At 69.0% G+C, this 25,088-nt stretch carries 25 protein-coding genes; 12 read left to right on the forward strand and 13 right to left on the reverse strand.

The window, feature by feature from the left end:
* Nucleotide 1: 1 nt before the first annotated feature.
* The 4 genes from PGN23_RS01565 to PGN23_RS01580 form a co-directional block, all read right to left on the reverse strand.
* Nucleotides 2-1,423, reverse strand: a complete 1,422-nt coding sequence (locus PGN23_RS01565) for a M48 family metalloprotease (protein WP_335301096.1) — start codon at nucleotides 1,421-1,423, stop codon at nucleotides 2-4.
* A 63-nt stretch (nucleotides 1,424-1,486) separates the two neighbouring features.
* Nucleotides 1,487-1,630: a hypothetical protein gene (locus PGN23_RS01570; protein ID WP_335301097.1), complete on the reverse strand. Its 144-nt coding sequence runs from the start codon at nucleotides 1,628-1,630 to the stop codon at nucleotides 1,487-1,489.
* Between the two features lie 14 nt (nucleotides 1,631-1,644).
* Entirely contained in the window at nucleotides 1,645-3,828 is a 2,184-nt protein-coding gene (locus tag PGN23_RS01575; RefSeq protein WP_335302049.1) for a RelA/SpoT family protein, read from the reverse strand.
* Nucleotides 3,829-3,946: 118 nt separating this feature from the next.
* Nucleotides 3,947-4,285 (reverse strand): CC_3452 family protein, encoded by a 339-nt coding sequence (locus PGN23_RS01580; RefSeq protein ID WP_335301098.1) that lies wholly within the window; start codon nucleotides 4,283-4,285, stop codon nucleotides 3,947-3,949.
* Between the two features lie 140 nt (nucleotides 4,286-4,425).
* Here PGN23_RS01580 and PGN23_RS01585 point away from each other — a divergent pair, with 140 nt between their 5' ends.
* On the forward strand, nucleotides 4,426-4,926 hold the full coding sequence (locus PGN23_RS01585) for a winged helix-turn-helix transcriptional regulator (protein WP_443019706.1): 501 nt from the start codon (nucleotides 4,426-4,428) through the stop codon (nucleotides 4,924-4,926).
* Between the two features lie 69 nt (nucleotides 4,927-4,995).
* On the opposite strand, the gene PGN23_RS01590 is transcribed toward PGN23_RS01585, so the two are convergent.
* The 5 genes from PGN23_RS01590 to PGN23_RS01610 all read right to left on the reverse strand — a co-directional run bounded on the left by PGN23_RS01590 (nucleotide 4,996) and on the right by PGN23_RS01610 (nucleotide 13,127).
* Nucleotides 4,996-6,510, reverse strand: coding sequence for a lipopolysaccharide biosynthesis protein (locus PGN23_RS01590; RefSeq protein ID WP_335301099.1), 1,515 nt, complete (start codon nucleotides 6,508-6,510; stop codon nucleotides 4,996-4,998).
* Nucleotides 6,507-9,263 carry a DNA polymerase I gene (gene polA / locus PGN23_RS01595; protein ID WP_335301100.1) on the reverse strand — a complete coding sequence of 919 codons (2,757 nt, stop codon included), beginning with the start codon at nucleotides 9,261-9,263 and terminating at the stop codon, nucleotides 6,507-6,509. Before polA ends, PGN23_RS01590 begins: the two co-directional genes overlap by 4 nt.
* An 87-nt stretch (nucleotides 9,264-9,350) precedes the next feature.
* Nucleotides 9,351-10,484, reverse strand: coding sequence for a serine hydrolase (locus tag PGN23_RS01600; RefSeq protein WP_335301101.1), 1,134 nt, complete (start codon nucleotides 10,482-10,484; stop codon nucleotides 9,351-9,353).
* 154 nt (nucleotides 10,485-10,638) lie between these two features.
* On the reverse strand, nucleotides 10,639-12,210 hold the full coding sequence (gene nadB / locus PGN23_RS01605; RefSeq protein WP_335301102.1) for an L-aspartate oxidase: 1,572 nt from the start codon (nucleotides 12,208-12,210) through the stop codon (nucleotides 10,639-10,641).
* Nucleotides 12,207-13,127 carry an ABC transporter ATP-binding protein gene (locus PGN23_RS01610; RefSeq protein WP_335301103.1) on the reverse strand — a complete coding sequence of 307 codons (921 nt, stop codon included), beginning with the start codon at nucleotides 13,125-13,127 and terminating at the stop codon, nucleotides 12,207-12,209. The genes nadB and PGN23_RS01610 overlap by 4 nt, the downstream gene beginning before the upstream one ends.
* Before the next feature lie 86 nt (nucleotides 13,128-13,213).
* Here PGN23_RS01610 and PGN23_RS01615 point away from each other — a divergent pair, with 86 nt between their 5' ends.
* Nucleotides 13,214-13,450 (forward strand): zinc-finger domain-containing protein, encoded by a 237-nt coding sequence (locus PGN23_RS01615; RefSeq protein WP_335301104.1) that lies wholly within the window; start codon nucleotides 13,214-13,216, stop codon nucleotides 13,448-13,450.
* 33 nt (nucleotides 13,451-13,483) lie between these two features.
* Complete coding sequence (gene tldD, locus PGN23_RS01620) at nucleotides 13,484-14,902, forward strand: metalloprotease TldD (protein WP_335301105.1); 1,419 nt, start codon at nucleotides 13,484-13,486, stop codon at nucleotides 14,900-14,902.
* A 6-nt stretch (nucleotides 14,903-14,908) separates the two neighbouring features.
* Here tldD and PGN23_RS01625 read toward each other — a convergent pair whose 3' ends face one another.
* Entirely contained in the window at nucleotides 14,909-15,208 is a 300-nt protein-coding gene (locus tag PGN23_RS01625; RefSeq protein WP_335301106.1) for a CcdB family protein, read from the reverse strand.
* Nucleotides 15,205-15,450 (reverse strand): type II toxin-antitoxin system CcdA family antitoxin, encoded by a 246-nt coding sequence (locus PGN23_RS01630; protein ID WP_335301107.1) that lies wholly within the window; start codon nucleotides 15,448-15,450, stop codon nucleotides 15,205-15,207. The genes PGN23_RS01625 and PGN23_RS01630 overlap by 4 nt, the downstream gene beginning before the upstream one ends.
* A gap of 42 nt (nucleotides 15,451-15,492) precedes the next feature.
* Between PGN23_RS01630 and PGN23_RS01635 the strand changes: the two genes are divergently transcribed.
* The 4 genes from PGN23_RS01635 (at nucleotide 15,493) to PGN23_RS01650 (ending at nucleotide 18,080) form a co-directional block, all read left to right on the forward strand.
* Entirely contained in the window at nucleotides 15,493-16,056 is a 564-nt protein-coding gene (locus tag PGN23_RS01635) for a pyridoxamine 5'-phosphate oxidase family protein (protein WP_443019736.1), read from the forward strand.
* Nucleotides 16,056-16,256: a putative signal transducing protein gene (locus PGN23_RS01640; protein WP_335301109.1), complete on the forward strand. Its 201-nt coding sequence runs from the start codon at nucleotides 16,056-16,058 to the stop codon at nucleotides 16,254-16,256. The genes PGN23_RS01635 and PGN23_RS01640 overlap by 1 nt, the downstream gene beginning before the upstream one ends.
* 143 nt (nucleotides 16,257-16,399) lie before the next feature.
* Entirely contained in the window at nucleotides 16,400-16,738 is a 339-nt protein-coding gene (locus PGN23_RS01645; protein ID WP_335297818.1) for a P-II family nitrogen regulator, read from the forward strand.
* 10 nt (nucleotides 16,739-16,748) lie between these two features.
* Complete coding sequence (locus PGN23_RS01650) at nucleotides 16,749-18,080, forward strand: ammonium transporter (protein ID WP_443019707.1); 1,332 nt, start codon at nucleotides 16,749-16,751, stop codon at nucleotides 18,078-18,080.
* Between the two features lie 98 nt (nucleotides 18,081-18,178).
* Here PGN23_RS01650 and PGN23_RS01655 read toward each other — a convergent pair whose 3' ends face one another.
* Together PGN23_RS01655 and PGN23_RS01660 are read right to left on the reverse strand one after the other, a co-directional pair.
* Nucleotides 18,179-18,967 (reverse strand): glutaminyl-peptide cyclotransferase, encoded by a 789-nt coding sequence (locus PGN23_RS01655; protein ID WP_335301110.1) that lies wholly within the window; start codon nucleotides 18,965-18,967, stop codon nucleotides 18,179-18,181.
* Between the two features lie 836 nt (nucleotides 18,968-19,803).
* Nucleotides 19,804-20,619, reverse strand: coding sequence for a cold-shock protein (locus PGN23_RS01660; protein ID WP_335301111.1), 816 nt, complete (start codon nucleotides 20,617-20,619; stop codon nucleotides 19,804-19,806).
* Between the two features lie 244 nt (nucleotides 20,620-20,863).
* Between PGN23_RS01660 and PGN23_RS01665 the strand changes: the two genes are divergently transcribed.
* The 5 genes from PGN23_RS01665 (at nucleotide 20,864) to rpoN (ending at nucleotide 25,057) form a co-directional block, all read left to right on the forward strand.
* The gene (locus PGN23_RS01665; protein WP_335301112.1) at nucleotides 20,864-21,484 is read left to right on the forward strand and encodes a ribonuclease D; all 621 of its coding nucleotides are present in this window, start codon (nucleotides 20,864-20,866) and stop codon (nucleotides 21,482-21,484) included.
* Nucleotides 21,477-22,115 (forward strand): LPS export ABC transporter periplasmic protein LptC, encoded by a 639-nt coding sequence (lptC, locus tag PGN23_RS01670; protein WP_335301113.1) that lies wholly within the window; start codon nucleotides 21,477-21,479, stop codon nucleotides 22,113-22,115. The genes PGN23_RS01665 and lptC overlap by 8 nt, the downstream gene beginning before the upstream one ends.
* 5 nt (nucleotides 22,116-22,120) lie before the next feature.
* Complete coding sequence (locus PGN23_RS01675) at nucleotides 22,121-22,663, forward strand: LptA/OstA family protein (protein ID WP_335301114.1); 543 nt, start codon at nucleotides 22,121-22,123, stop codon at nucleotides 22,661-22,663.
* A gap of 114 nt (nucleotides 22,664-22,777) precedes the next feature.
* The gene (gene lptB, locus PGN23_RS01680; RefSeq protein ID WP_335301115.1) at nucleotides 22,778-23,548 is read left to right on the forward strand and encodes an LPS export ABC transporter ATP-binding protein; all 771 of its coding nucleotides are present in this window, start codon (nucleotides 22,778-22,780) and stop codon (nucleotides 23,546-23,548) included.
* Nucleotides 23,549-23,590: 42 nt separating this feature from the next.
* A complete protein-coding gene (gene rpoN / locus PGN23_RS01685) occupies nucleotides 23,591-25,057 on the forward strand; it encodes an RNA polymerase factor sigma-54 (RefSeq protein WP_335301116.1) in 1,467 nt (488 codons plus the stop codon).
* Nucleotides 25,058-25,088 lie beyond the last annotated feature (31 nt).

Genomic DNA, 25,088 nt, shown 5'->3' on the forward strand with positions numbered 1-25,088 from the left:
GTCAGCCGGTCGTCACGACCTTTACCAGCATTCCGGCGCGCAGCGGCGCATCGGGGTCCAGCCCGTTCAGCGTCACGAACCGTTCGCGCTGAAGCGTGGGATAGGCCATCTGCCCCGCGAAGGTGTCGATCGTATCCCCCTGCTTCACCGTCACGATGCGGACGCGCTTGCCGGTAATCGCATTCGCCTGCGCCGGGGTGAGCACCGCGACGCTCTCCACCAGCGACGCCAGCGGACGGATTCCCTGCCCCGCCGGGGTCACGATCGTGAACCAGTTGGTGGCGCTGGGGAAGCGATAGGCGACGATGGTCGCATCGACCGCGCGCCCGCCCGCCGAGGCGCGCGTGGTCGAGGCGGCGTAGCGCACGCCGTTGGCGGTACCCGACGTCACCTCTCCGCCGGCATTCGCGCCCAGCTGGCGGAACCGCGCGGCGATGAAGCCGGCGAGATCGTCGGTAGCGGCCGCGGTCTTCATCTGCGCCTGACCGCCGCTGCCCGCCACCGTGACCGCGTCCGCACCGTTGGCGATCGTATAGCCCTGCGGCGCGGTGAAGCGCAGCCGCAGTCCCGGATGCCGGAAGGTCTGCCCCTCGATCACGCCTTCGGTCGGGTCATCGTCGTAGCGCAGCCCGTCCAGCCGGCGGAGGAACGCGGTATCCTGCGGCGGGGTCGTTTCCGGTCGCCCGGTCGCCTGCGCGAGCCGGGCGGCGCGGCGGACCCGCTCCAGGCTGTTGGGGTGGGTCGATGCCCAGGTGGGGAGCGCGTTCGCGTCGTGCCCGGCCGCGCGCGCCTGCAGCGTCGTCGCGGCGTTCAGCTGCGCCAGCATGTCGGCGGCGGCATAGGGATCGTACCCCGCGGCGGTGATGTACTTCACCCCCAGCGCGTCGGCGGCATATTCCTGATCGCGGCCGTATTTCAGCGTGTAGAGCCCGGCTGCCTGCTGCGCGCCGGCGCCCACCAGCTGCCCGATCGCGCCATTGCCCGCCACCGCGCCGACGATCCCCGCCAGCACGCCGCCGATCGAGGCGGTACGGTTGCGCGCCGCCGAATGGCGCGCGGCGACGTGGCCGACCTCATGCCCCATCACCGAGGCCAGCTCCGCCTCGCTGTTCATCAGCGCCAGCAGCTGTCGCGTGACGTAGATATAGCCCCCGGGGATCGCGAAGGCATTCTCCACCGGCGAATTGAGCAGTGCCACGGTGAAATCGCCCTGCGCGTTCGACAGCCCGGACTGGACCGCGACGCGCTTGCCCACCTGCTCGACATAGGCCGCCTGCGGGCCGTCGTACTTGCCGCCGAACTCGGCCAGCAGCTGCGGGTTGGCCTGCGCCCCCTGCGCCTTGTCCGATGCGGAGATCGACTGCGCCGCCGCCGGCACGGCGACCGAGACGAGCGCCGTGGCGGCGAGCAGATGGCGTAACATGCGTTGGTCCTCCCGTGTCGGACACTGAAATGCGGCAGGCGGCGAACGGTTTCCCGTCGCCGGTCACAGGCCGTCAGTCGGCCCGGCCGATGACGCGGAGGCGGTCGCGCCCGCGATGTCGACATCCATCGATCGCGCCGCCGTCCCCGTCATCGTCAGCACGCCGCTGCCCGGCGACACCGCGAGCAGGTCGCCGTCGTAGGTCACGACGGTCGCCGCGATCAGATCCGCTCGGCCGCGTTCACCGCATCCGCCGCGCGCAACGCGGACAGCAATCGCATCAGCTGATGCGAGTCATGGACCTCCAGGTCGATCATGTTCGTGTGGAATTGCGCGTCGCGGTTGTCGAGCCGCAGGTTGATGATGTTCGCCCTGTGCTGCCCGATCACCGTCGCCAGCAGCCCGAGCGCGCCGGGTTCGTTGCGCACCTCGACCGAAATGCGCGCCACCGCGCCCTCGGTCTTGTCGCCCCATTGCACGTCGATCCAGTCGGTTTCCTCGTCGGACCGCTCGGCCAGGTCGGACAGGATGCGACAGTCGATCGCATGCACCTCGATCGAGGCGTCGGGACGGCGCAGGCCCACGATACGGTCGCCCGGCACCGGGTGGCAGCACGCCGCCAGTTCGTAGGCGACCCCCGGTGCCAGTCCCTGGATCGAGATCGCGCCCGACTGCGGCGGGGCATGCGCCAGATCGGCACCGGCCGAACCCGGCATCAGCGCCTCCATCACCTGCCCGTCGGTCAGCGTGCGCCGCGCGATCGCCTGCATCAGCGCCGCCTCGTCCGGCAGCTTCAGCCGCTTGAGCGCCTCGTCCATCGCGCCCGCGGACAGGGTCGCGGGCAGCCGCGCGACGATGTCGTCGTACAGCTTGCGCCCCAGCGCGACGGTTTGCCCGCGCTCTTCGTTGCGCAGGTGGCGGCGGATCGCCGCCAGCGCCTTCGCGGTGATCGCGAGGTTGAGCCACGACGCCTGCGGCACCTGCGCCTTGGAGCGCAGCACCTGCACCTGGTCGCCGTTCTCCAGCACCGTCGACAGCGGCACGACGCGGCCGTTGACCTTCGCGCCGACCGCCTGATCGCCCAGATCGGTATGGACCGCATAGGCGAAGTCGATCGGCGTCGCGCCCTTGGGCAACTGGATCAGCTCGCCTTTGGGGGTGAAGGCGAAGATGCGATCCTGATACATCGCGATCCTGGTATGCTCGAGCAGTTCCTCGGGCGTCGCGGCGGTATCCAGGATCTCGACCAGATCGGCGATCCAGCCGTGCTGCGCGTCGGGGCGCAGCCGCGTGTCGCCCGGCGTGTCGCGTCCGGTGATCGGGGCCTTGTCCGGCTTGTCCGGTCGCTCCGTCACCTCCGCGGTGACGGACTGCTTGTAGGCCCAGTGCGCGGCGAGGCCGAATTCCGCCTCGGCGTGCATCTCGGGCGTGCGGATCTGGATCTCGATGCGGCGATTCTCGGCGTGGATGACGCTGGTGTGGAGCGAGCGATAGCCGTTGCGCTTGGGCGTCGAGATATAATCCTTGAACCGTCCCGGCACCATCGGCCAGCGCCGGTGGATGATGCCCAGCGCGCGGTAGCAATCCTCCTCCGTGGGCACGATCGCGCGGAACGCCATGATATCGGACAGCTGCTCGAAGCTGATGTGGCGCTCCTGCATCTTGCGCCAGATCGAATAGGGATGCTTCTCCCGCCCCGACACCTGCGCATCGATCCGCCCGCGCGACAGCAGCAGCTTCAGCCCCGAGCCGATCTTCGCGATGCGGTCCCCGCCGGAGCCTTCCTTCAGCTGCTCCAGCCGGCGCGTGATCGATTCGTACGCCTCGGGCTCCAGCTGCGCGAAGGCGAGCGTCTGCATCTCCTTCATGAATTCGTACATGCCGATCCGCTCGGCGAGCGGGGCGTAGATATCCATCGTCTCGCGCGCAATGCGGCGGCGCTTCTCCGGCTTCGGGATGTGATGGAGCGTGCGCATGTTGTGCAGCCGGTCGGCCAGCTTCACCAGCAGCACGCGGATATCGCCCGACATCGCCATCAGGAACTTGCGCAGGTTTTCCGCCGCGCGCTCGTTCTCGGTCTGCGCCTCGATCTTGCTGAGCTTCGTCACGCCGTCGACCAGCCGCGCGACATTGGCGCCGAAGATGCGCTCGATCTCCTCCGACGTGGCGACCGTATCCTCGACCGTGTCGTGCAGGATCGCGGTCGCGATCGTCTCGTCGTCGAGGTGAAGCTCGGTCAGGATGCCCGCCACCTCGATCGGGTGGCTGAAATAGGGATCGCCGCTGGCACGCTTCTGCGTCCCGTGCGCGTTGACGGAGAAGACGTAGGCGCGGTTGAGCATCGCCTCGTCGGCGCCCGGATCGTAGTCGAGTACCCGGTCGACCAGTTCATACTGTCTCAGCACGGCCATAAGATGCTTCCATCGACCGCCGCATTGCAACACGCGAGACACAAAAAATTGGCCCCCGCCGCGGGAGTTGCGGCGGGGGCCAGATTCTCCCGTCAGAGGGGACGGAAAAGGCTCAGTTGTTCGCCATCGTCGGCGCGGTGATCCCAGCCTTGGCGTTGCAGGCGCCCAGCTGCGCCGCATCGAAGGTCTTGCCCCCCGCCGAGAAGGCGGTCAGCCCGCCGACGTCGCGCGCCAGCAGCTGGCACAGGATGGCGTCGCGCTCCGGCGCGCGGGCGGCGACCAGCGCGCCATTGTCGACGTGCCATGCGGTCGAGCGGGTGATGAAGCGGGCCTTCGTCGGCGCTGCGGCCGGGGTGGCGACGTAATAGGCACCGGCAGGCTGCGCCTGGACACCGGCGGCGGCCAGCGTGGCGGCGGAGGCGACGATCGCGGAGATGACGGCACGAAGCATCGGACGATTCCCTGTTGAGTTGCTGATCGCTACCTAGATGTTGCGGTTGCGAGTTGCAAGAGGAAACTCGCACTTGCGAGTAGCCAAACGAAACTTATTTTCTACAATTCCGGACCGGGCGTGCAAAGAGGTTGACGCCGATGCCCGTTCGGCAGGAGACTTGTCGCGTGGGAAACGTGCGTGAAAATCTGGCCGAGTGCAGCTTGCCGGCGGCGTTGGAGTCGATGGGCGAGCGCTGGGCGTTCCTGATCCTGCGGGCGGCGTTCAACGGCCTGCACCATTTCGAGGAATTCCAGCAGGAGCTGGGCATCGCGCGCAACATCCTGGCCAACCGGCTGGCGCGCTTCGTCGAGCACGGCATCATGGAGCGGTCGTCGGTGCCCGAGGATCGCCGCAAGATCGTCTACAATTTGACCGACAAGGGCTTTGCGCTGCTGCCGACGATGGTCGCGTTGCGGCAATGGGGCGAACGGTGGGAAACCGGCTGCCCCGCCTTCCCGATCCTGGTCGACGTGCGCGACGGCCGCCCGATCCGCGAGGTCGCGGTGCTCAGCCACGACGGGCGCGTCCTGGGCAAGAGCGACATGCACTGGGCGCTGCCGTCGGACGTCGATGCGCCGGAGGCGCGCGCGGCGGAATAGACCCCCTCGTTCGTCATCCCGCGTGGGCGGGGATCCCGACACACCGCGCTCGCGGCCTGGCATGCCACCTCAGCGCGTCAGGCTGCCCTCGTTCGCCAGCGTCGCTTCCTCCGCGCGCGGCACGCGGCGGAACAGCGCACGATCCGCGGGCGCCAGCGCGAACTTCCACAGCAGCAATACGTAGCTGCCCGCGATCAGCGGTAGCCCGATCAGCAGCCGCAGCCCGCTCGACAGCGGCAGCAGATGCGTCGCCGCCCAGCCCAGTCCACCCGCCACCGCCAGCGCCACCAGCAGCGAACCGCGCACCGGCGACACCGGCGCCGACAGCATCCGCCCCAACAGCCGCGCCTTCACCACCGACATCACGCCCAGCGCGGTCATCAGCGCGATCGCGGGCCCCGCCGCCTGCCATTCCAGCGGCCAGCCGAGCGCGCGCATCGCCAGGACCAGCGCCACGCTGAGCCCGATCTGGAACGCCAGCGCCGCCGCGGACACCATCAGGTTGCGGTGCCGCGCGATATAGACCAGCGCCGATTCCGCGGTCGCGCCGGGCGACGCCAGCACCTCCGCGGCCAGCAGGAAGGCGAGCGCGGCACTGCCCGCGACGAACTGCGGCCCCAATACCGTCATCACCGACGTCGCCGGGATCGCCCCCATCAGCGCCAGCCCGCCCTGCGCCGCCATGATCCAGAACGCCACCTGCCGCACCTGGTTGGCGACCGCGGCGCGGTCGTTCTCCGCCAGGCTGCGCGTGATGACCGGGCCCAGGATCGGGTCGAAGCTGGTCTTCAGCTTGCCCGGCAGCGTCGCGACCTGCTGCGCCATGTAATAGATGCCGACGACCTTGGGCGCGAACATCAGCCCCAGGATGAAGCGGTCGACGTTGCGCATCGACCATTCCAGCGCGTCCGCCCCGGCGAGCGGCGCGTTGTCGCGCGCCAGCGACAGGATCTCGCGCACCCGCGGCGACCAGCCCTGCGGCAGGCCGTAGCTGCGCACGAAGGGCACGATCGACGCGATCAGCGCCGCGACCATCGACGCGACATAGGACAGCACCAACCCGTCCTTGATCGTGAAGAAGCTGAAGGCCCAGGCCGCGCCCGAGATGGTCCACGGCTCCACGATCGCGCGCGCGGTCACCGCCGCCTTCACATCGTGGCGATAGGCCAGCGCGGCCAGGCTGACGTCGGACCACGCCACGGCCAGGATGACGAGCGGCAGGTAGCGGTCCAGCCCGGTCACCTGCGTATTGGCGTACATCACCTGCGGAAAGGTCCACAGCACCACGCTGGCGGCGAGCGACAGCAGCCCCGCGACCACCATCCCGTCCCACACGACATGCGCGTGGGGTCGCGTCGTCGTCGCCAGCGCCTGCGCCAGCCCGCGCTTCAGCCCCAGCGTGGCGAGCAGCGCGGCGAGCTCCACCACCACCACCGCCAGCGCGAAGCGACCGACCAGCGCCGGGCCGTAGATGTGCCCGGCGATGAAGAGGAACGGCAACCGCGCGGCGAGGCGCAGGATGAACCCCGCCATGTTGGTTCGTCCGCCCTTCGCCAGCTGCGCGATATCGCGCTTCTCGCTCAATGTGCGGCGCCCCAGCTCTTGCCGGTGCCGATCTCCACCGCCAGCGGCACGTCGAGGACCACCGCGGGCTCCGCCGCGGTCGCCATGACGCGCTCGATCACCGGCGTCGCCGCCGCCACGTCCGCCTCGGGCAGTTCGAAGACGAGTTCGTCGTGGACCTGGAGCAGCATGCGGACGTGCGAAAGGCCGGCCGCCGCCAGCGCCGGTTCCATGCGCGCCATCGCACGCTTGATGATGTCCGCGGACGTGCCCTGGATCGGGGCGTTGATCGCGGCGCGCTCGGCGCCCTGCCGCTCGTGCTGCACCTTGCTGCGGATGCGCGGGAAGTGCGTCTTGCGGCCGAACAGGGTCTGCGTGAACCCGCGCTCGCGCACGAATTGCGTGGTGCTGTGGATATAGTCGCGGATGCCGGGGAAGCGATCGAAATAGCGGTCGATCATCCCCTGCGCCTCGTCCGCGGTGACGTCGAGCCGGCCGGCCAGTCCCCAGCGGCTGATGCCGTAGAGGATCGCGAAGTTGATCGTCTTGGCGCGGCCGCGCGTGTCGCGATTGACCTCGCCGAACAGTTCCTGCGCGGTCATGCTGTGGATGTCGTCTCCGCGCGCGAACGCCTCCTTCAGCTGCGGTACGTCGGCCATGTGCGCGGCCAGCCGCAGCTCGATCTGCGAATAGTCCGCCGCCAGGATGACGTTGCCCGCGTCCGCGACGAAGGCGTCGCGGATCTGCCGCCCCGTTTCGGTGCGGATCGGGATGTTCTGCAGGTTCGGATCGGTCGAGGACAGCCGCCCGGTCTGCGCGCCGGTCAGCGAATAGCTGGTGTGGACGCGGCCGGTGGCGGGATTGATCTGTTCCTGCAACGCGTCGGTATAGGTGTTCTTCAGCTTGGTCAGCTGGCGCCAGTCGAGCACGCGCGCGGCGATCTGCGCACCCGGCGAATCCTTGTCGGCGGCGAGCCGCTCCATTTCATTGACGTCGGTCGAATAGACCCCGCTCTTGCCCTTGCGCCCGCCCTTCAGCCCCATGCGCTCGAACAGCACGTCGCCCAGCTGCTTGGGGCTGCCGATCGTGAACGGCCCCCCGGCGAGATCGTGGATGACCCCCTCCAGCGCGCCGATCTGCGTCGAGAAATCGTCGGAGAGCTGCGCCAGCTTCGCGGCGTCGACCCTGATCCCGTGCCGCTCCATCCGCGCCACCACCGCGGGCAGGGCGCGGTCGACCATCTCGTAGACGCGGGTCGCCCCCTCCACCGGCAGCCGCGCGCGGAAGCGCCGCCACAGCCTGAGGGTCACGTCCGCATCCTCCGCGGCGTAGCGGGTCGCCGCCTTCAGATCGACCTCGTGAAAGCCGAGCGCCTTCTTGCCCGTGCCGACCACGTCCTTGTACGCGATGCAGCTGTGCGACAGATGCGTCGCCGCCAGTTCGTCCATGCCGTGCCCGTGCAAGCCGGCGTCGAGATCGAAGCTGAGCACGATCGTATCGTCATAGGGCGCGACCTCGACACCCTGCCGCGCCAGCACGATCAGATCGTATTTGAGATTATGCCCGATCTTCAGGACGCCCGGGTCCTCCAGCAGCGGCTTCAGCTTCGCCAGCGCCACCGCCTTGTCCAGCTGCACCGGCCTTTCGGCGAACATGTCGGTCCCGCCGTGCGCGAGCGGGATGTAGCAGGCCAGGTTCGGGTGCAACGCCAGCGAGACGCCGACCAGATCGGCGGTCATCGGGTCCTTGCCCGTGGTCTCGGTATCGATCGCGACGAACCCCTGGTGCCGCGCAACCGTGATCCAGCGGTCGAGCGCCGGTTCGTCCACCACCGTCTCATAGCCGTCGTGGTTGCAGGGTTCGTCCTCCTGCTCGGGCACGCCCACCGCCGCGGGCTGTGGCGCATCGGCGACCTGTTCCAGCCGCGAGAGGAGCGTGCGGAAGCCGTGGTGCTCCAGGAACGCGCGCAGCGGCGCATCGGGGATACCCTGCAACGCCAGTTCGTCGAGCGGCTGGGGCAGCGGGGCGTCGCACTTCAGCGTCACCAGCACCTTCGACAGCCGCGCGTTTTCCGCGTGCTCGATCAGATTGTCGCGCAGCTTGCCCTTCTTCATCCCGGGCGCGGCGGCGAGCACCGCCTCCAGATCGCCATGCTCGCCGATCAGCTTGGCCGCGGTCTTCGGCCCGACACCCGGCACGCCCGGCACGTTGTCGACGCTGTCGCCCATCAGCGCGAGCACGTCGCCGAGCTTCTCCGGGCCGACGCCGAACTTCTCGACCACATACTCCGGCCCGAGCGTACGGTTGTTCATCGTATCGAGCATGTCGACCGACGGATCGGTCATCAGCTGCATCAGGTCCTTGTCGGAGCTGACGATCGTCACCTGCCACCCCTGCGCCAGCGCGGCCTGGGTGTAGCAGGCGATGATGTCGTCCGCCTCCAGCCCCTCGGTCTCGATGCAGGGCAGGCTGAACGCGCGCGTCGCGTCGCGGATCATCGGGAATTGCGGGACGAGATCCTCGGGCGGCGGCGGGCGATGCGCCTTGTACTGGTCGTACAGCTCGTTGCGGAACGTCTTGCTCGACTTGTCGAGGATGACCGCCATGTGCGTCGGCCCGTCCGCCCGGTGCAACTGATCCGCCAGCTTCCACAGCATCGCGGTATAGCCGTAGACGGCGCCCACCGGCTCGCCATGCTTGTTCGTGAGCGGCGGCAGACGGTGATAGGCCCGGAAGATATAGCCCGATCCGTCGACGAGATAGAGGTGCGGCATGGCCGCTGCCCTACCGGGAATCGCGCGGGGGCGAAACCGATTAGCGTGCCGCCCTCGCCACCCGGCCCCCGGGCCGGGGCGACGAGGTCACTCCGTCGTCTCGTCCGCCTCGCTCACGCCGCTGCGCGGCTGCGCGCCGGTCAGCGCGGCGCAGACGTTCTGGATCAGTTGCTGGCGCTCGCGCATCGGGCGGGTGGTATCGCCGATCATCACCGCGATCGCGTAGCGCCGCCCGTCGGGCGCGGTCAGGATGCCGACGTCGTTGAACCCGGCGTTGCGCCGTCCCAGTTCCTGCCCGGTGCCGGTCTTGTGCGCCAGCGACCAGCCCGCGGGGGTCGCGGCGCGCAATCGCGCGTGGCCGGTGCGCGACGCGGTCATCGTATCGATCAGGATGCGGGTCGAGGTCTCGCTCAGCAACTCGCCGCGCGCCAGCCGGGCGAGCGCATCGGTCATCCCCTTGGGCGTCGCGCCGTCGGGGGGATTGTCGATGTAGCGCTGCATCGCCGCCTGCCGCACCTCGGGCGCGAGCCGCGCGCGCGCCGCCTCGAACCCGCGCCCCAGGCTCATCGACTGGGTCCAGGTCAGCCCGGCGGTGCCGCTCTGGAGCAGCCGCTCGCCGGGGCCGAAGCGGATGCCGGTGATGTCCTTCGCCGCCAGGAAGCGCCGCACCGCGGCGGGGCCGCCGACATATTGCAGCAGCCGGTCGTTGGCGGTGTTGTCGCTCTGCGTCAGCGCGCGCGTCAGCAGCCCGCCGATCGTCGTCGGATACCCCGTACCCTTCACCAGCGAGGCGATCGGCTGGTGGAACAGCGTCAGGTCGCCGCGCGTCACCAGCACCGGCGTATCGAGCGTCAGCCGCCCCGCGTCGCGCTGCGAGAAGACGGTCATCGCGACCCACAATTTGCTGACGCTCTGCTGCGGCAGCGACAGGTCGCCGCCGCTCGACACCACCCAGCCTTCGTCGACCGAGCGGATCGCCGCCCCGGCCTTGCCGCCGAAATCGCGGATCAGCATGTCGATGCGCGACTGGAGCGCCCGCGGCGGCATCGCCGGCCGGGTCGCGACCGGCGGCGGCGGCAGCTGGACCGATACCAGAGGCGGCGGCGGCGGGGCGGGGATCAGCGCGGAGCCCGCCCCCGCGCCGCATCCGGCGATCAGCAGCGATCCCGCGATGATGGCCGTGCGATGGCCGAGAGTCCTGCTGTTCATGTCGTCGGTCACCACCCCTGCTGGCGGCGACCCTGTCGCGGCGGGAGCGGTGCTGACAATCCCGCCGAGTCGCCCGCTGCGACGACTGCGTGCGCCCGCACGACGAATGGTGACGACCTCGCCCGTCATCGCGAAGGCATTGATCCGGAGGCGGTTTGCGCGCGCGTCACGGCACCAGCACGGTATCGACCGGCGGATCGACCGCGTCGGGATAGTCGAGCGTATAATGCAGCCCGCGGCTTTCCTTGCGGTGCAGCGCGGAGCGTACGATGAGGTCCGCGGTCTGGAGCAGGTTGCGCAGTTCGATCAGGTCCGGGGTGACGCGGAAATGGCCGTAATAATCCTCGATCTCGGAGCGCAGCAGGTCGATGCGGTGCTTGGCGCGCTCCAGCCGCTTCGTGGTGCGCACGATGCCGACGTAATTCCACATGAAACGGCGGATCTCGGTCCAGTTCTGCTTGATGACCACTTCCTCGTCGGAATCGGTCACGCGGCTTTCGTCCCACGCGCGGATCGCGGGCACCGCGGGCAGCATATCCCAATGCGCCGCGATATGCCGCGCCGCCGCCTCGCCGAAGACGAAGCATTCCAGCAGCGAGTTCGACGCCAGGCGGTTGGCGCCGTGCAGCCCCGATTGCGTACACTCGCCCGCGGCATACAGGCCGGGCAGGTCGGTGCGCCCGTCGCGGTCCACCACCACCCCGCCGCAGGTGTAATGCTGCGCGGGCACCACCGGGATCGGCGAGGCCGTCATGTCGATCCCCAGCCCCAGCAGCTTCTCGTGGATGTTGGGGAAGTGTGCGCGCACGAAGTCCGCGGGCTGGTGACTGATGTCGAGATGGACGTAGTCGAGTCCGTAGCGCTTGATCTCGGCGTCGATCGCGCGCGCCACGACGTCGCGCGGCGCCAGTTCGAGCCGCTCGTCGTAATAGGGCATGAAGCGCTTGCCGGTCACCGGGTTGATGAGCCGCCCGCCCTCCCCGCGCACCGCCTCGGTGATGAGGAAGTTCTTGACCTCCAGATGGTAGAGGCAGGTCGGGTGGAACTGCATGAATTCCATGTTCGACACGCGGGCGCCCGCGCGCCACGCCATCGCGATCCCGTCGCCGGTCGCCCCGCGCGGCGCGGTGGAGAACAGGTACGTCCGTCCCGCCCCGCCGGTCGCCAGCACCGTGGCGCGCGCGGTATGCAGGTTCACCCGCCCCGTCCGCCGGTCGATCGCATAGACGCCCCAGACGTTGCCCGCGCCCGAATAGCGCTCCTCGTGCCGGCTGGTGGCGAGATCGATCGCCACCTGATCGGGCACCAGCGTGACGTTGGGGTGCGCCTCCGCGGCCTTCTGCAACGCCTCCTGCACCGCCCAGCCGGTGGCATCGGCGACATGCACGATGCGGCGGTGCGAATGCCCGCCCTCGCGCGTCAGGTGGAGCGCCCCCGCCTCCTGCGCGAAGGGGACGCCGAGCTGCTGCAGCCGCTCGATCGCGGCGGGCGCGCGCTCGACCACGAACTCCACCGTCGCGCGGTCGTTGAGCCCCGCCCCCGCGACCATCGTGTCGCTGACGTGATTCTCGAACGTGTCGCCCGGCTCCAGCACCGCGGCGATCCCGCCCTGCGCCCAGGCGGTCGACCCGTCGTTCAGCGCGCCCTTCGCCAGCACCGTGACCTTGAAGCGATCCGCCAGGTTCAGCGCCGCGGTCAGCCCCGCCGCGCCCGAGCCGACGATCAGGACATCGCTCATGCCGCGCCGCGCGTCAGGCTGAGGAACACGTCCTCCAGATCGGCCTCCTTGGTCGAGACGTCGACGATGCCCAGCCCGCTGGCCTGCACCGCGCCCAGCACCTCGCCCGCGTTCACCCGGTCCTTCGAATAGGTGATCTCCAGCACGCGCGTGCCCTTCAGCACCACCTTGTCGAAGCAGATCGCGCGCGGCGGGCTGTCGACGTCACGGTCGACGGTGACCGAGACGATCTTCTCCTGCGCCTTGCCCAGCAGCTCGCGCGTCGGCTCGTTGGCGACGACGCGGCCGTGATTGATGATCGCGATGCGGTCGCACAGCTCCTCCGCCTCCTCCAGATAGTGCGTCGTCAGCACCACCGTGACCCCGGCGTCGTTGAGGCTGCGGACATAGCTCCAGAGTTGCTGGCGCAGCTCGATGTCGACGCCCGCGGTCGGCTCGTCCAGCACCAGCACGGGCGGCGAGTGGACCATCGCCTTGGCCACCATCAGGCGCCGCTTCATGCCCCCCGACAGCGTGCGCGCATACGCCTTGGCCTTGTCCTCCAGATGCACCGCGCGCAGCAGCTCCATCGACCGCCGCTGCGCCCTGGGGACCCCGTACAGCCCCGCCTGGATCTCCAGCGTCTCGATCGGGGTGAAGAACGGGTCGAACAGGATCTCCTGGTTGACGATCCCGATCGACGCCTTGGCATTGCGCGGATGCTCGTCGATGTCGAAGCCCCAGATCGAGGCATGGCCGCAGGTCTTGTTCACCAGCCCGGCCAGGATGTTGATGAGCGTCGACTTTCCCGCGCCGTTGGGGCCGAGCAGCCCGAAGATGCTGCCGCGCGGCACGTCGAACGACACGCCGTCCAGCGCGCGCTTGCCCCCCTGATAGGTCTTGCACAGGTCGTGGATGGCGATCGCGGCGTCGGTCATGGCTCCGACGTAGGCCGCTGCCGGTATGATGCCAATCCTCTCGCGAAGGATTGTCGCATCGATCATCGCTTGCTAATCGCTGCGCCATGCTGCCGCCGCCCGAAGTCATCCGCGTCTCGCAACCCCGCGTCGCCTGCGACGGTGCGACCGATATTCCCGGCGGCGCCGCGCTGGGCCATCCCCGCGTCTGGCTCCAGATCGACGAGCACGGCTATATCGACTGCGGCTATTGCGACCGCCGCTTCGTGCTGATCGGCGGCGCGGCGGACGGCGTCGACCCCGCCACGCTGCCCGACATCTCCGAGGGTTCGAGCCCGCAGTAGTATCCGGGGCGGTACGCGCCTATCTTGGCGCACATGACCGATCCCCGCTCCTTCCTCTATCGCGATGCGCTCGACCCAGAGGCGGCGCTGCGCCTGACCGCGTCGGTGCTGGCCAAGGCCGACGACGGCGAGCTGTTCCTGCAATATCGCAAGGCGGAGGCGTTCGGGTTCGACGACGGTCGTCTGAAGACCGCCAGCTACGATACCAATGCCGGCTTCGGGCTGCGCGCGGTGTCGGGCGAGATGACCGCCTTCGCGCATGCCAACGAGCTGTCGGAGGCCGCGATCCGCCGTGCCGGCGAGACGATGGCGCTGATCGACCCCTCCGCGCAGCCGAAGGCCGCGCCCCCGGTGCGCACCAATACGCGGCTCTACACCGATGCCGATCCGCTCGACCTCATCCCCTTCGCCGACAAGGTGAACCTGTGCCAGACGATCGACGCGGCCGCGCGCGCGCGCGATCCGCGCGTGGCGCAGGTGTCGGTGGGTCTGTCGGGCACGTGGAGCGTGGTCGAGGTGGTCCGCCCCGACGGCTTCGTCGTCACCGACGTGCGCCCGCTGGTCCGCCTGAACATCTCGATCGTCGCCGAAGCCAACGGCCGTCGCGAAACCGGGTCGTTCGGGATCGGCGGACGCTATCTCTACGACCGGCTGTTCGACCCGGCCACCTGGAACCGCGGCATCGACGAGGCGCTGGCGCAGGCGCTGGTCAACCTCGACGCGGTCGATGCGCCCGCGGGCGAGATGACCGTGCTGCTCGGGCCGGGCTGGCCCGGCGTGCTGCTGCACGAGGCGATCGGCCACGGGCTGGAGGGCGACTTCAACCGCAAGGGCACATCCGCCTTCTCGGGTCGGATCGGCGAGCAGGTCGCGGCGCGCGGCGTCACGGTCGTGGACGACGGCGCGATCGCCGACCGCCGCGGCAGCCTGACGATCGACGACGAGGGCACGCCGACGCGCGAGACGATCCTGATCGAGGACGGCTTCCTCAGGGGCTATATGCAGGACCGCCTGAACGCGCGGCTGATGGGGGTGGAGCCGACCGGCAACGGACGCCGCGAAAGCTATGCCCACGCGCCCATGCCGCGGATGACCAACACCTTCATGAAGGCCGGGCAGGACGACCCCGCCGAGCTGCTCGCCCGCGTGAAGAGGGGCATCTTCGCCAAGTCGTTCGGCGGCGGGCAGGTCGACATCGTCTCGGGCAAGTTCGTCTTTTCCTGCACCGAGGCCTATCTGGTCGAGGACGGGAAGATCGGCGCGCCGATCAAGGGCGCGACGCTGATCGGCGACGGCCCCAGCGTACTCACCAAGGTGCAGGGCGTCGGCCACGACTTCGCGCTGGACGAGGGCATCGGCGTCTGCGGCAAGGGCGGGCAGAGCGTGCCCGCGGGCGTGGGCCAGCCGACCCTGCTGGTCGGCGGGCTGACGGTGGGCGGGACGGCGGCCTAGGCCGGCTTAGAAGCCGTTGATGAGAAAGTCCAAAGCCCCTTTGATCGCCCGTTCCTCATGCGCGAGCGAGGCCACCGGGACGGTCAGGGCTTTTGCATCGACCGTGGTCGCGAAATGGGTAGCCAGAACCCACGGCTTGCCGTCGATGCCGACGTGAGGGTCGAGACGCGATACGGAGGGCGTCGCGTCCTTCATGGCGATCAAGGGGATGACGAGGCGCGTCGCATGCACGGAGGCGAGCGGAGATTGAACGTCTACGACCAGCGTCCGATCGGCGAGGCGATAGACGTCGAATTGCGCCCTCACCACGCCTTGTATTTCTCCAGCGGGTGACCGTTCTCTTCATACCAACGGTTCCATGCCTCGATCTTCGGCGCGTTCTCCTCTCGCCAACGCCGCTCCTGCTCCACCTTGGTGGCGCAGAGAATCGCGTCCTCACTGATTTGCGAAAGATTCAGTCCGGCAGCACGCGCCGCGGCGACGACGCCCGTGTCGATCGACAGATTGACGGACTTTCGCTTGCCGGACCTGATCGGTCCGTGTTTCATGCGTGATAGTTATGCGCATCCCCATGCGCTTCAACGGAGCGCATCATGGAGTTCTTCCCCGCCCTCACCACCGGCCACCGCGCCTTCGTCGCGAGGCAGCCGGTGTTCTTCGTCGCGACGGCGGCGGAGGGCGCGCGCGTCAACCTCAGCCCCAAGGGGATGGACAGCTTCCGCGTGCTCGACGACGCCACCGTCGCCTATCTCGACGTCGCGGGCTCGGGCAACGAAACCAACGCGCACCTGCTCGCCGACGGGCGCATCACGATCATGTTCTGCGCCTTCGACAATCCCGCGCTGATCCTCCGCATCTACGGCAGCGGGCGCCCGGTGCTGCCGCAGGACGACGAATGGGCGACCTTGGCGCCGCGCTTCACGCTGCTGCCGGGCACGCGCCAGATTTTCGTCATCGCGGTCGATCAGGTGCAGACGTCGTGCGGCTGGGGCGTGCCGCACATGGCGTTCGAGCGCGGACGCGAGACGCTTTCGACCTATCACGAGAAGCACGGCGACGCGACGCGCTTCGCCAAATATGCGGTGCGCACGCACAGCATCGATGGCCTGCCCGTGCGAAACCCGACCGTGCCGCCCCCCGCGTCGGTCGCGTGATGGCACTGGTCGAACTGGGGCGCTACGACCGCAACCTCGCCAACATCCTGGTCGCGCGGCTGGAAGCGGACGGCATCCCCGCGCTCGCCTTCGATGGCGGGGCGTCGATCGCCGACGGCAGCTGGCTTCTGATCCCGGTCCGGGTGATGGTGGACGAGGACGACCTCGACGCGGCTCGGGCGATTGCCGGCACTGCCTGAAAATCGGGCAGTCGTTCCGCGCTGCACAATTTTTACCTTGCGTTAGTGATTGGCGCGCCGGCTCCGCCGCAAGCCTCCCCCTTGGATGGCGATTGGCACGCCGCTTGCGGAGCGTCTTTTCGGATCATTCGGAAGGGGGCGCGATGAAACTGGTCATTGCCATCATCAAACCGTTCAAGCTCGACGAGGTGCGCGAGGCGCTGACCACGGTCGGCGTGGCGGGGATGACGGTGTCGGAGGTGAAGGGCTTCGGTCGGCAGAAGGGCCAGACCGAAATCTACCGCGGCGCCGAGTACAGCACCAACATGGTGCCGAAGATCAAGATCGAGGTCGTCTGCGCCAGCGATGTCGCGGACCGCGTGGTCGAGGCCGTACAGGCCGCCGCGAACACGGGCGCGATCGGCGATGGCAAGATCTTCGTGCTGGATGTCGGGCAGGCGGTTCGCATCCGCACCGGCGAAACCGACGATACCGCACTCTGAGGGGGGTGAGATGATGAGACTGTCCAAACTGGCTGGCGGTGGCGCGGCGATCGCGCTGACCGCGCTGTCTGCGGCACCCGCCTGGGCACAGGCGCCCGCGCCCGCGCTGGTGGTGAACAAGGGCGATACCGCCTGGATGCTGGTGTCGACCGTGCTGGTGACGATGATGATCGTCCCCGGCCTGGCGCTGTTCTACGGCGGCCTCACCCGCGCGAAGAACATGCTGTCCACGATGACGCAGATCGGCGCTGTCGCGTGCCTCGCGATGCTGATCTGGGTCATGTACGGCTATACCATGGCGTTCGGCGACGGCGGCAACGACATCATCTCCGGCTTCGGCAAGGCGTTTCTCGCGGGCATCACGCCGGACTCGGTCGCCGCGACCTTCACCGCCGGCGTCGGCATTCCCGAATATGTCTTCGTCTGCTTCCAGATGACCTTTGCGGCGATCACCATCGCGCTGGTGCTGGGATCGGTGGTCGAGCGGATGAAGTTCTCCGCGGTCATGGTGTTCGGCGCGGTGTGGCTGACGATCGTCTACTTCCCGATCGCGCACATGGTGTGGGCATCGGGCGGGCTCTTCTTCAAGATGGGCGCGCTCGACTTCGCCGGCGGCACCGTGGTGCACATCAACGCCGGCGTCTCCGCGCTGGTCGCGTCGCTGATCCTGGGCAAGCGCCTGGGCTATCCGACCGAGCGGATCGTGCCGCACTCGCTGACGCTGACGGGCGTCGGCACCGGGCTGCTGTGGGTCGGCTGGTTCGGCTTCAACGCGGGCTCGGCGCTGGAGGCCAACGGCTCCGCCGCGCTGGCGATGATCAACACCTTCGTCGCCACCGCCGCCGGGGGCCTGTTCTGGATGCTCGCCGAGCGTCTCAACGGCCACAAGGGTTCGGCGCTCGGCTTCTGCTCGGGCATCATCGCCGGGCTGGTCGCGGTCACGCCGGCGGCGGGCAATTCCGGCCCGTTCGGCGCGATCGTCCTGGGCGCGGTCGCCTCGATCATCTGCTTCTACGCCGTGTCCGTGCTGAAGCCGAAGCTGGGCTATGACGACGCGCTCGACGCCTTCGGCGTCCACGGCGTGGGCGGCATCGTCGGCGCGATCGGCACCGCGATCGTCTATGCTCCGTCGCTGGGCGGCCCGGGCAAGCCCGACTATGCGATCGGCCACCAGCTGACGACGCAGCTCATCGCGGTCGTCACCACCATCATCTGGGCCGCGATCGGCACCGTGATCGCCACCTTCATCGCCAAGGCCGTGACCGGCCTGCGCGTCAGCGCGGACGTCGAGCGCGAAGGCCTCGACCTCGGCGAACACGGCGAGCGCGCCTACAATTCTTGACGAGATCGCGCCGGCGGGACGGTCCGCCGGCGCCCCACGGGTTCCTCCTGCGAACGCACTCTGGCCCGGTACGGCGACGTACCGGGTCTTTTTTCGTCTCAGGACGGCAGGCGGATCTCGAACAGCGTCGGCCAGCGCTTGCCCGTCACGAACAACCGCCGCCGGGCCGCGTCCCAGGCGATGCCGTTGGCCACCGATTCGCTATCGGTCACCCCGGTCTCCGCCAGGATCGCGCGCAGGTCGACGACGCCCGTCACCCGCCCGGACGCGGGATCGATCCGGACGATGAAGGGCTGGTGCCAGACGTTGGCGAGGATGGTCCCGTCCACCACCTCCAGCTCGTTCAGCTGGGTCAGCGGCCGCCCCGCGATCGTCACCCGCAACGTGCGGCGCACCGCCATCGTCGCCGGATCGTGGAAGGTCAGCGTCGCGCTGCCATCGGAACGTACGAAGCCGGCGGTATCGCTCGCCAGCCCCCACCCCTCGCCCGAATACCGCAGCATACCGCGCGACTTGAGCGTGCGCGCGTCCCAGCGGTGCGCGATACCGTCGTGCCAGGTGAGGCTGACCAGCTCGCCGCGCCACGCGGCCACGCCCTCGCCGAACTGGGCGGCGGGGATTGCCGCGCGGCGCTGCACCTTCCCGGTCGTCAGATCGACACGACGGACGTCGGACCGGCCCTCCAGCCCAACGCTCTCCACCAGCGCGTCGCGGTCCCAGAGCAGCCCTTCGGTGAAGGCGTTGGTGTCGTGCGGGTAGCGGGCGACGACGATCGGAACGATCAGCGGTGGCCGCGGCGCGGCATCCTCTGCCACGGGCGCAGCCTGCGGCACCGCCGCGACGGAGCCGGCAAACGCCAGCAACGGAATTATCGACCAGCGCATCATCCGTGTCGCGCTACGCCCGGCGAGCGACCGGGGCAAGTTGCGCGCGGCGGGGACCGGACGCCTCGACATCCGGCACGGGCTTGGCGCATCGCCACCCGCGGCTCGCGAGAAAACGGTATGGGAGCCACTCTACGTCCATGGCCGTGCTTGGAAGCCGATATCCTCCGCTTGATCCATGGACGACACAGCCTTCGTTCGAGCTCGGGAACGTAGGGGAGGGCCAAGGTCAGGTGGAGACAGGATTCGACGCTTGGCGCGCCGACCGCGGCTCCCCGGCGTGCGATCGAGGGCATCGACCGACAGGTCGCCCGTGATGCAGCCGGCGGGCGGTCGTGCCCATATCGTGACGGGGCCCATTCGGCGTCTTATCGCGGATCGTAAGGGTTCTGTCCGGCGGGACGGAGCAGATCGACGACGGGTTGGTGGAAGAATCCGCTTGTGGTTGGGCCTCGGCTGTTGGGAGACCTCTGCCACAGGCCACGCCGTGCTCCCGCGCAGGCGAGGAGCCCAGGGTTGCGCGTCCCACAAGTCGTGGCTCTGCCTGGCCCTGGGCTCCTGCCTGCGCATGCGCACGGCGTGGACGCGGCGATGTCGCACCCATTTTGCCAGCGTCCCGCCGTCGCCGGCAACGAGGCGACGCCACGTGCCAGCGGCTCGATACCATGTCGGGTTCGACGTTCACTCGTCCGGCATCGTCCGGACACGAGACATCGCACGCCTTATATATGTTCGAAAGGAATGAGGTCGTCGCAGCTCCCCACCCCGAGCGCTCCAACATGAAAACGGCCCGCCCGGCAATCGCCGGGCGGGCCGCATTCCCACCGATCGGAGGACGATCAGCCCTGGTTCGATTCCAGGTTCACCGCCGCATACTTGCCGCGGCGATCGACCTCGATCTCGAAGCTCAGGCGGTCGCCCTCGTTCAGGGTCGGCATCCCGGCGCGCTCGACGGCCGAGATGTGGACGAACGCATCGGGCTGGCCGTCGTCGCGCTGAATGAAGCCGAAGCCCTTCATCGCGTTGAAGAACTTGACGGTGCCGGTCGCCTTCTCGCCGGTCAGCTGGCGCTGCGGCGCGCCGCGGCCCGCATCGCGGCCCCCGTCACGACCGCCGAAGCCGCCGTCACGCGGTGCGCGCTCCTGAACCGCCATCGGCTCGCCCTCGATCTTGAGGTCGGTCGCCGAGATGCGACCGCCACGATCGACGAGCGTGAAGCCCAGCGGCTGCCCCTCGGCCAGCCCGCTCAGGCCGGCCTGCTCGACCGCCGAGATGTGGACGAACACGTCCTCGCCGCCGTCATCGCGCACGACGAAGCCGAAGCCCTTCTGCGCGTTGAAGAACTTGACCACGCCGGTGCCCTCGCCGACGACCTGCGGGGGCATGCCGCCGCCACGGCCGCCGCCGAAGCCACCACCGCCGCCGCCACGGAAGCCGCCACCGCCGCCACCGAAACCGCCGCCGCCACCATAGCCGCCGCCACCGCCGCCGAAGCCGCGCCCACCACCGCCGCCGCCGAAGCCGCCGCGGTCGTCATAGCTGAACCCGCCGCCGCCGAAGCCGCCGCCGAAATCGTCACCGCCGCCGAAGCCGCCGTCGCGCTTGTCGCGTCCGCGTCCGCCGCGGTTTCCGCGGCCGCCCTTGTCGTAACTCATAAACCTGTTCGTCTTCCCGGTCCGTCCGACACTCTCATCAGGGCCACGCGCAGGACGGCGAACGCGGCTCCCCGGGCGCATATCTGTTGCGCCTCGATCCACTGCATAGCCTATCCGATCCCAGACCGCGAATCGTTTCGCGCATCTTTTCGTGTCTTGTCCACAAGTAGCGCTATGGTCGTCGCACCGGCGCCACGCTCCGTCGCCCGTTGAGCCCGACGCGGCTGGGCGCTAGAGCGCGGTCATGACCGTTCATTTCCACGAACAAGACCTCCCCGGTGACGTCTTCGCGCCCGGCGCCGCCATCGCCGTCGATACCGAGACGATGGGGCTCATCACGCCGCGCGACCGTTTGTGCGTGGTGCAGCTGTCCGACGGGCTCGGCGACGAGCATCTCGTCCGCTTCTCGCCCGGCAGCGACTATGCCGCGCCGCACCTGCGCGCGATCCTCGCCGATCCGACGCGTCTGAAGCTCTATCATTTCGGGCGCTTCGACATCGCGGCGCTGCGCCACTATCTCGGCATCGTCGCGGCGCCGGTCTATTGCACCAAGATCGCGTCGCGGCTGGTGCGCACCTATACCGATCGCCATGGGCTGAAGGAGCTGGTCCGCGAGCTGCTGGGACAGGACATCTCGAAGCAGCAGCAATCGTCCGACTGGGGCGGGCCGGAGCTGTCCGACGCGCAGCGCGACTATGCCGCCTCCGACGTCCGCTTCCTCCACCGGCTGAAAGACGAGCTCGACCGCCGTCTGGCGCGCGAGGGCCGCACCGCGCTGGCGCAGGCCTGTTTCGACTTCCTGCCGGCGCGTGCCGAGCTGGACCTGGCCGGCTGGCCGGAAACGGACATCTTCGCGCATGTCTGAGCGGGCGGTCCGTGCCGTCTCCGCCCGACAGCGCTGGGCGCTGCCGGGCAGCCGGCATGACCGCATCATCGCCACTGCCAATTGGGTACTGCCGGTGTCGATCGGGGTACTCGCCGCCTTCCTGGTGATGGCGCCGCTGACGATGGCGGGCGATTCGTCGTTCATCCTCGACAAGAACCGCGTCGAGGTGGCGAAGGAGCGGCTGAAACTGCAGCAGGCGCGCTATCGCGGCACCGACGGCAGGGGGCAGCCCTTCTCGCTGACCGCGGGGTCCGCGGTGCAGCGCAGCTCCGCCGAGCCGGTCGTGCGGATCCAGGACCTCGCCGCGCAGATCCGCCTGTCGGACGGTCCCGCCGATGTCACCGCCCCCTCCGGCCGGTACGACATGGACAGCGAGCAGGTGAAGGTCGACGGCCCGATCCGAGTCACCGGGCCGAACGATTATACGCTGAATACCAACGACGCGGTCGTCGACCTGAAGTCGCGCCGGCTGCAATCGACCGGCGCGGTCAACGGCACCGTGCGGCAGGGGCAGTTCAGCGGCGACCGGATGAGCGCCGACCTCGAATCGCGGACCGTCACGCTGGACGGCAATGCGCGCTTGCGGTTCGATCCGCGAGCAACGAAATAGCCGCGATGCGAACCGCCGTCCTCCCTCTCCTCGCCGCCGCCCTGTCCGTCGCGTCCGGCGCGGATGCGCAGACGCGGCACGACACCAATGCGCCGATCGATTTCGGCGCCGACCATATCGAGTTGCAGGATCGCGCCAATCGCGCCGTGCTCGCCGGCAACGTCGCGGTGAAGCAGGCGGAGATGACGCTGAACGCCGCGCGGATGACCGTGGCGTATACCGGACAGGTGCTGAACGGGAACCCGCAGGTATCGCGACTCGACGCCTCGGGCGGGGTGACCGTGCGCCGGCCGGACCAGACCGCGCGCAGCCAGTTCGCGATCTACGACCTCAACCGCCGCGTCATCACCATGCTGGGCGCGGTGCGGCTCGACCAGGGCGGCAACACCGTCAACGGCGGACGGCTGACGATCAACCTCGATACCGGACGCGCGGTGATCGACGGCTCGTCGGTCGCGGGCGGCGGCGGCGGATCGGGTGGCACCGTGACGCAGGCGCCGGGCGGGCGCGTGACCGGCACCTTCTCGGTCCCGCGCCGCGGCAATTAGGTCCGCGACGACGGAGCTTGCCTCTCCGGCGGAGGACATGCATGAATCCTGCCAAACGGGTATCGTTCACCATTCGATAACCCTGTTCTGCGAGGCGTGACGGTGATGGACAGCATGACGACCCCCCTCGACCGTGTGGAGCCGATCCACGAGGCGCCGGTGTCGAGCGGACTGTCGGTGGTGTCGATCGCGAAGAGCTACGACAAGCGCGTGGTGCTGACCGACGTGTCGGTGTCGGTGGGGCGCGGCGAGGTGATCGGGCTGCTCGGCCCCAATGGCGCGGGCAAGACGACCTGCTTCTATTCGGTCATGGGATTGGTGAAGCCCGATTCGGGGCGCATCATGCTCGACGGCGCGGACATCACCGGGCTGCCGATGTATCGCCGTGCGATCCTGGGTCTCGGCTATCTGCCGCAGGAGACGTCGATCTTCCGCGGGCTGACGATCGAGAAGAACATCCTGACCGTGTTGGAGCTGGCGGAAAAGGACCCGGCGATACGCGCGGAGAAGCTGGAGACGCTGCTCTCCGACTTCGGCCTCGCCCGGCTGCGCGACGCGCCCGCGATGGCGCTGTCCGGGGGCGAGCGCCGCCGTGCCGAAATCGCGCGCGCGCTGGCCGCCGATCCGTCGATCATGCTGCTGGACGAGCCGTTCGCCGGTATCGATCCGATCTCGATCGCGGATATCCGCGACCTGGTCTGCCAGTTGAAGGAGCGCGGCATCGGCGTGCTCATCACGGACCATAACGTCCGGGAAACGCTCGACATCGTCGACCGTGCCTATATCATCTACGATGGCAAGGTGCTGTTCACCGGCAGCCCCGAAGAGCTGGTCGCGGACGAGAACGTGCGTCGCCTGTACCTGGGCGAGGGCTTCACGCTGTAGCGGCCATGACGACGCGGACCGTCTTTCGATGAGCTATTCCCGATGAGTCTGGCCCCGCGCCTGGACCTGCGTCAGTCGCAGTCGCTGGTGATGACGCCGCAGCTTCAGCAGGCGATCAAGCTGCTGACGCTGTCCAACCTGGAGATAGAGGGCGTCATCGCCGAGGAGATCGAGCGCAACCCGCTGCTCGATTCCACCCCCGCGGCCGAGGACGGCGCCAGCGCCCCCCCTGCGGAGACCCCCGTGCGGGACGAGCCCGCCGGCGCCGACGAACTGGTGATGGCCGGCGAGGCGACGGGCGAGGCGCTCGACGTCGATATCGCGGCCGAGCGGTTCGACGACGGTCCCGGCGATCACGCCGGGCCGTCGAGCGGCAATACGGTGTCGCCGTCCGCGGGCGAGGCGCCCGACCTCGACGCCTTCGCCGGAAGCAACGAAAGCCTCGCCGACGTGCTGCTGACGCAGGCGGGCGCGGCATTCGACGACGGCGACCTGTTCATCGCCCGCGCGCTGATCGACCAGATCGACGAGGCGGGCTACCTGCGCGCCGACCTGCTCGACATCGCACAGCGGCTCGGCGTGCCGCTGGCGCGGGTCGAGGCGGTGCTGGCGACGATCCAGCGCTTCGAGCCGACCGGGGTGGGCGCGCGCTCGCTCGCCGAATGTCTCGCGATCCAGGCGCGCGAGGTCGACCGCTACGACCCGTGCGTCGCGGCGCTGCTCGATCATCTCGACCTGCTCGCGCGCGGCGACCTGACCCGGCTCAAGCGCATCTGCCGCTGCGACGACGAGGATATGGCGGACATGATCCGCGAATTGCGCGGCTACGACCCCAAGCCCGGCTGCCGCTACGGCGGCGAGGCGCCGCCGCCGGTCATCCCCGACCTGACCGTGACGCGCGCGCGGGACGGCTGGGCGATCGAGCTGAACGCCGCGACGCTGCCGCGGGTGCTGGTCAACAAGAGCTACTACAGCGAACTGGCGTCCGGCCCGCAGGACAAGGCCGGCAAGGCATGGCTGGCGGAGAAGCTGGCCAGCGCCAACTGGCTGGTGAAGGCGCTCGACCAGCGACAGCGCACGATCATCCGCGTCGCGACCGAGATCGTGAAGCAGCAGGAGGCGTTCTTCCTCCACGGCGTCGCCCATCTGCGCCCGCTGACGCTGCGTCAGGTCGCGGACGCGATCGAGATGCATGAATCGACCGTCAGCCGGGTGACGAGCAACAAGTATCTCAGCTGCGCGCGCGGGCTGTTCGAGCTCAAGTACTTCTTCACCTCGGCAATCGCCGCGGCGGATGGGGGCGACGCGGTATCGGCGGAAGCGGTGAAGAGCGCGATCCGCGCCCTCATCGCGAACGAAGGGGCGGCGATCCTGTCGGACGATACGCTGGTGGACATGCTGAATGCCAGGGGCTTCGGCATCGCGCGCCGCACCGTGGCGAAGTACCGCGAGGCGATGGGGATCGGCAGCTCCGTCCAGCGGCGCCGGGCGCGCGCGCTGGCGGGCTAGCCCCCTTCCGTCACCCCGGGCTTGACCCGGG

It is taken from the genome of Sphingomonas adhaesiva, from assembly GCF_036946125.1.
Taxonomy (GTDB): Bacteria; Pseudomonadota; Alphaproteobacteria; order Sphingomonadales; family Sphingomonadaceae; genus Sphingomonas; species Sphingomonas adhaesiva_A.

Bases quoted from the DNA above. Each gene is read 5' to 3' on its own strand.
- PGN23_RS01565 (WP_335301096.1), bottom strand. From the start codon at position 1,423: ATGTTACGCCATCTGCTCGCCGCCACGGCGCTCGTCTCGGTCGCCGTG.
- PGN23_RS01580 (WP_335301098.1), bottom strand. From the start codon at position 4,285: ATGCTTCGTGCCGTCATCTCCGCGATCGTCGCCTCCGCCGCCACGCTG.
- PGN23_RS01585 (WP_443019706.1), top strand. From the start codon at position 4,426: ATGCCCGTTCGGCAGGAGACTTGTCGCGTGGGAAACGTGCGTGAAAAT.
- polA (WP_335301100.1), bottom strand. From the start codon at position 9,263: ATGCCGCACCTCTATCTCGTCGACGGATCGGGCTATATCTTCCGGGCC.
- nadB (WP_335301102.1), bottom strand. From the start codon at position 12,210: ATGAGCGATGTCCTGATCGTCGGCTCGGGCGCGGCGGGGCTGACCGCG.
- PGN23_RS01610 (WP_335301103.1), bottom strand. From the start codon at position 13,127: ATGACCGACGCCGCGATCGCCATCCACGACCTGTGCAAGACCTATCAG.
- PGN23_RS01615 (WP_335301104.1), top strand. From the start codon at position 13,214: ATGCTGCCGCCGCCCGAAGTCATCCGCGTCTCGCAACCCCGCGTCGCC.
- tldD (WP_335301105.1), top strand. From the start codon at position 13,484: ATGACCGATCCCCGCTCCTTCCTCTATCGCGATGCGCTCGACCCAGAG.
- PGN23_RS01630 (WP_335301107.1), bottom strand. From the start codon at position 15,450: ATGAAACACGGACCGATCAGGTCCGGCAAGCGAAAGTCCGTCAATCTG.
- PGN23_RS01640 (WP_335301109.1), top strand. From the start codon at position 16,056: ATGGCACTGGTCGAACTGGGGCGCTACGACCGCAACCTCGCCAACATC.
- PGN23_RS01645 (WP_335297818.1), top strand. From the start codon at position 16,400: ATGAAACTGGTCATTGCCATCATCAAACCGTTCAAGCTCGACGAGGTG.
- PGN23_RS01650 (WP_443019707.1), top strand. From the start codon at position 16,749: ATGATGAGACTGTCCAAACTGGCTGGCGGTGGCGCGGCGATCGCGCTG.
- PGN23_RS01655 (WP_335301110.1), bottom strand. From the start codon at position 18,967: ATGATGCGCTGGTCGATAATTCCGTTGCTGGCGTTTGCCGGCTCCGTC.
- PGN23_RS01660 (WP_335301111.1), bottom strand. From the start codon at position 20,619: ATGAGTTACGACAAGGGCGGCCGCGGAAACCGCGGCGGACGCGGACGC.
- PGN23_RS01665 (WP_335301112.1), top strand. From the start codon at position 20,864: ATGACCGTTCATTTCCACGAACAAGACCTCCCCGGTGACGTCTTCGCG.
- lptC (WP_335301113.1), top strand. From the start codon at position 21,477: ATGTCTGAGCGGGCGGTCCGTGCCGTCTCCGCCCGACAGCGCTGGGCG.
- PGN23_RS01675 (WP_335301114.1), top strand. From the start codon at position 22,121: ATGCGAACCGCCGTCCTCCCTCTCCTCGCCGCCGCCCTGTCCGTCGCG.
- lptB (WP_335301115.1), top strand. From the start codon at position 22,778: ATGACGACCCCCCTCGACCGTGTGGAGCCGATCCACGAGGCGCCGGTG.
- rpoN (WP_335301116.1), top strand. From the start codon at position 23,591: ATGAGTCTGGCCCCGCGCCTGGACCTGCGTCAGTCGCAGTCGCTGGTG.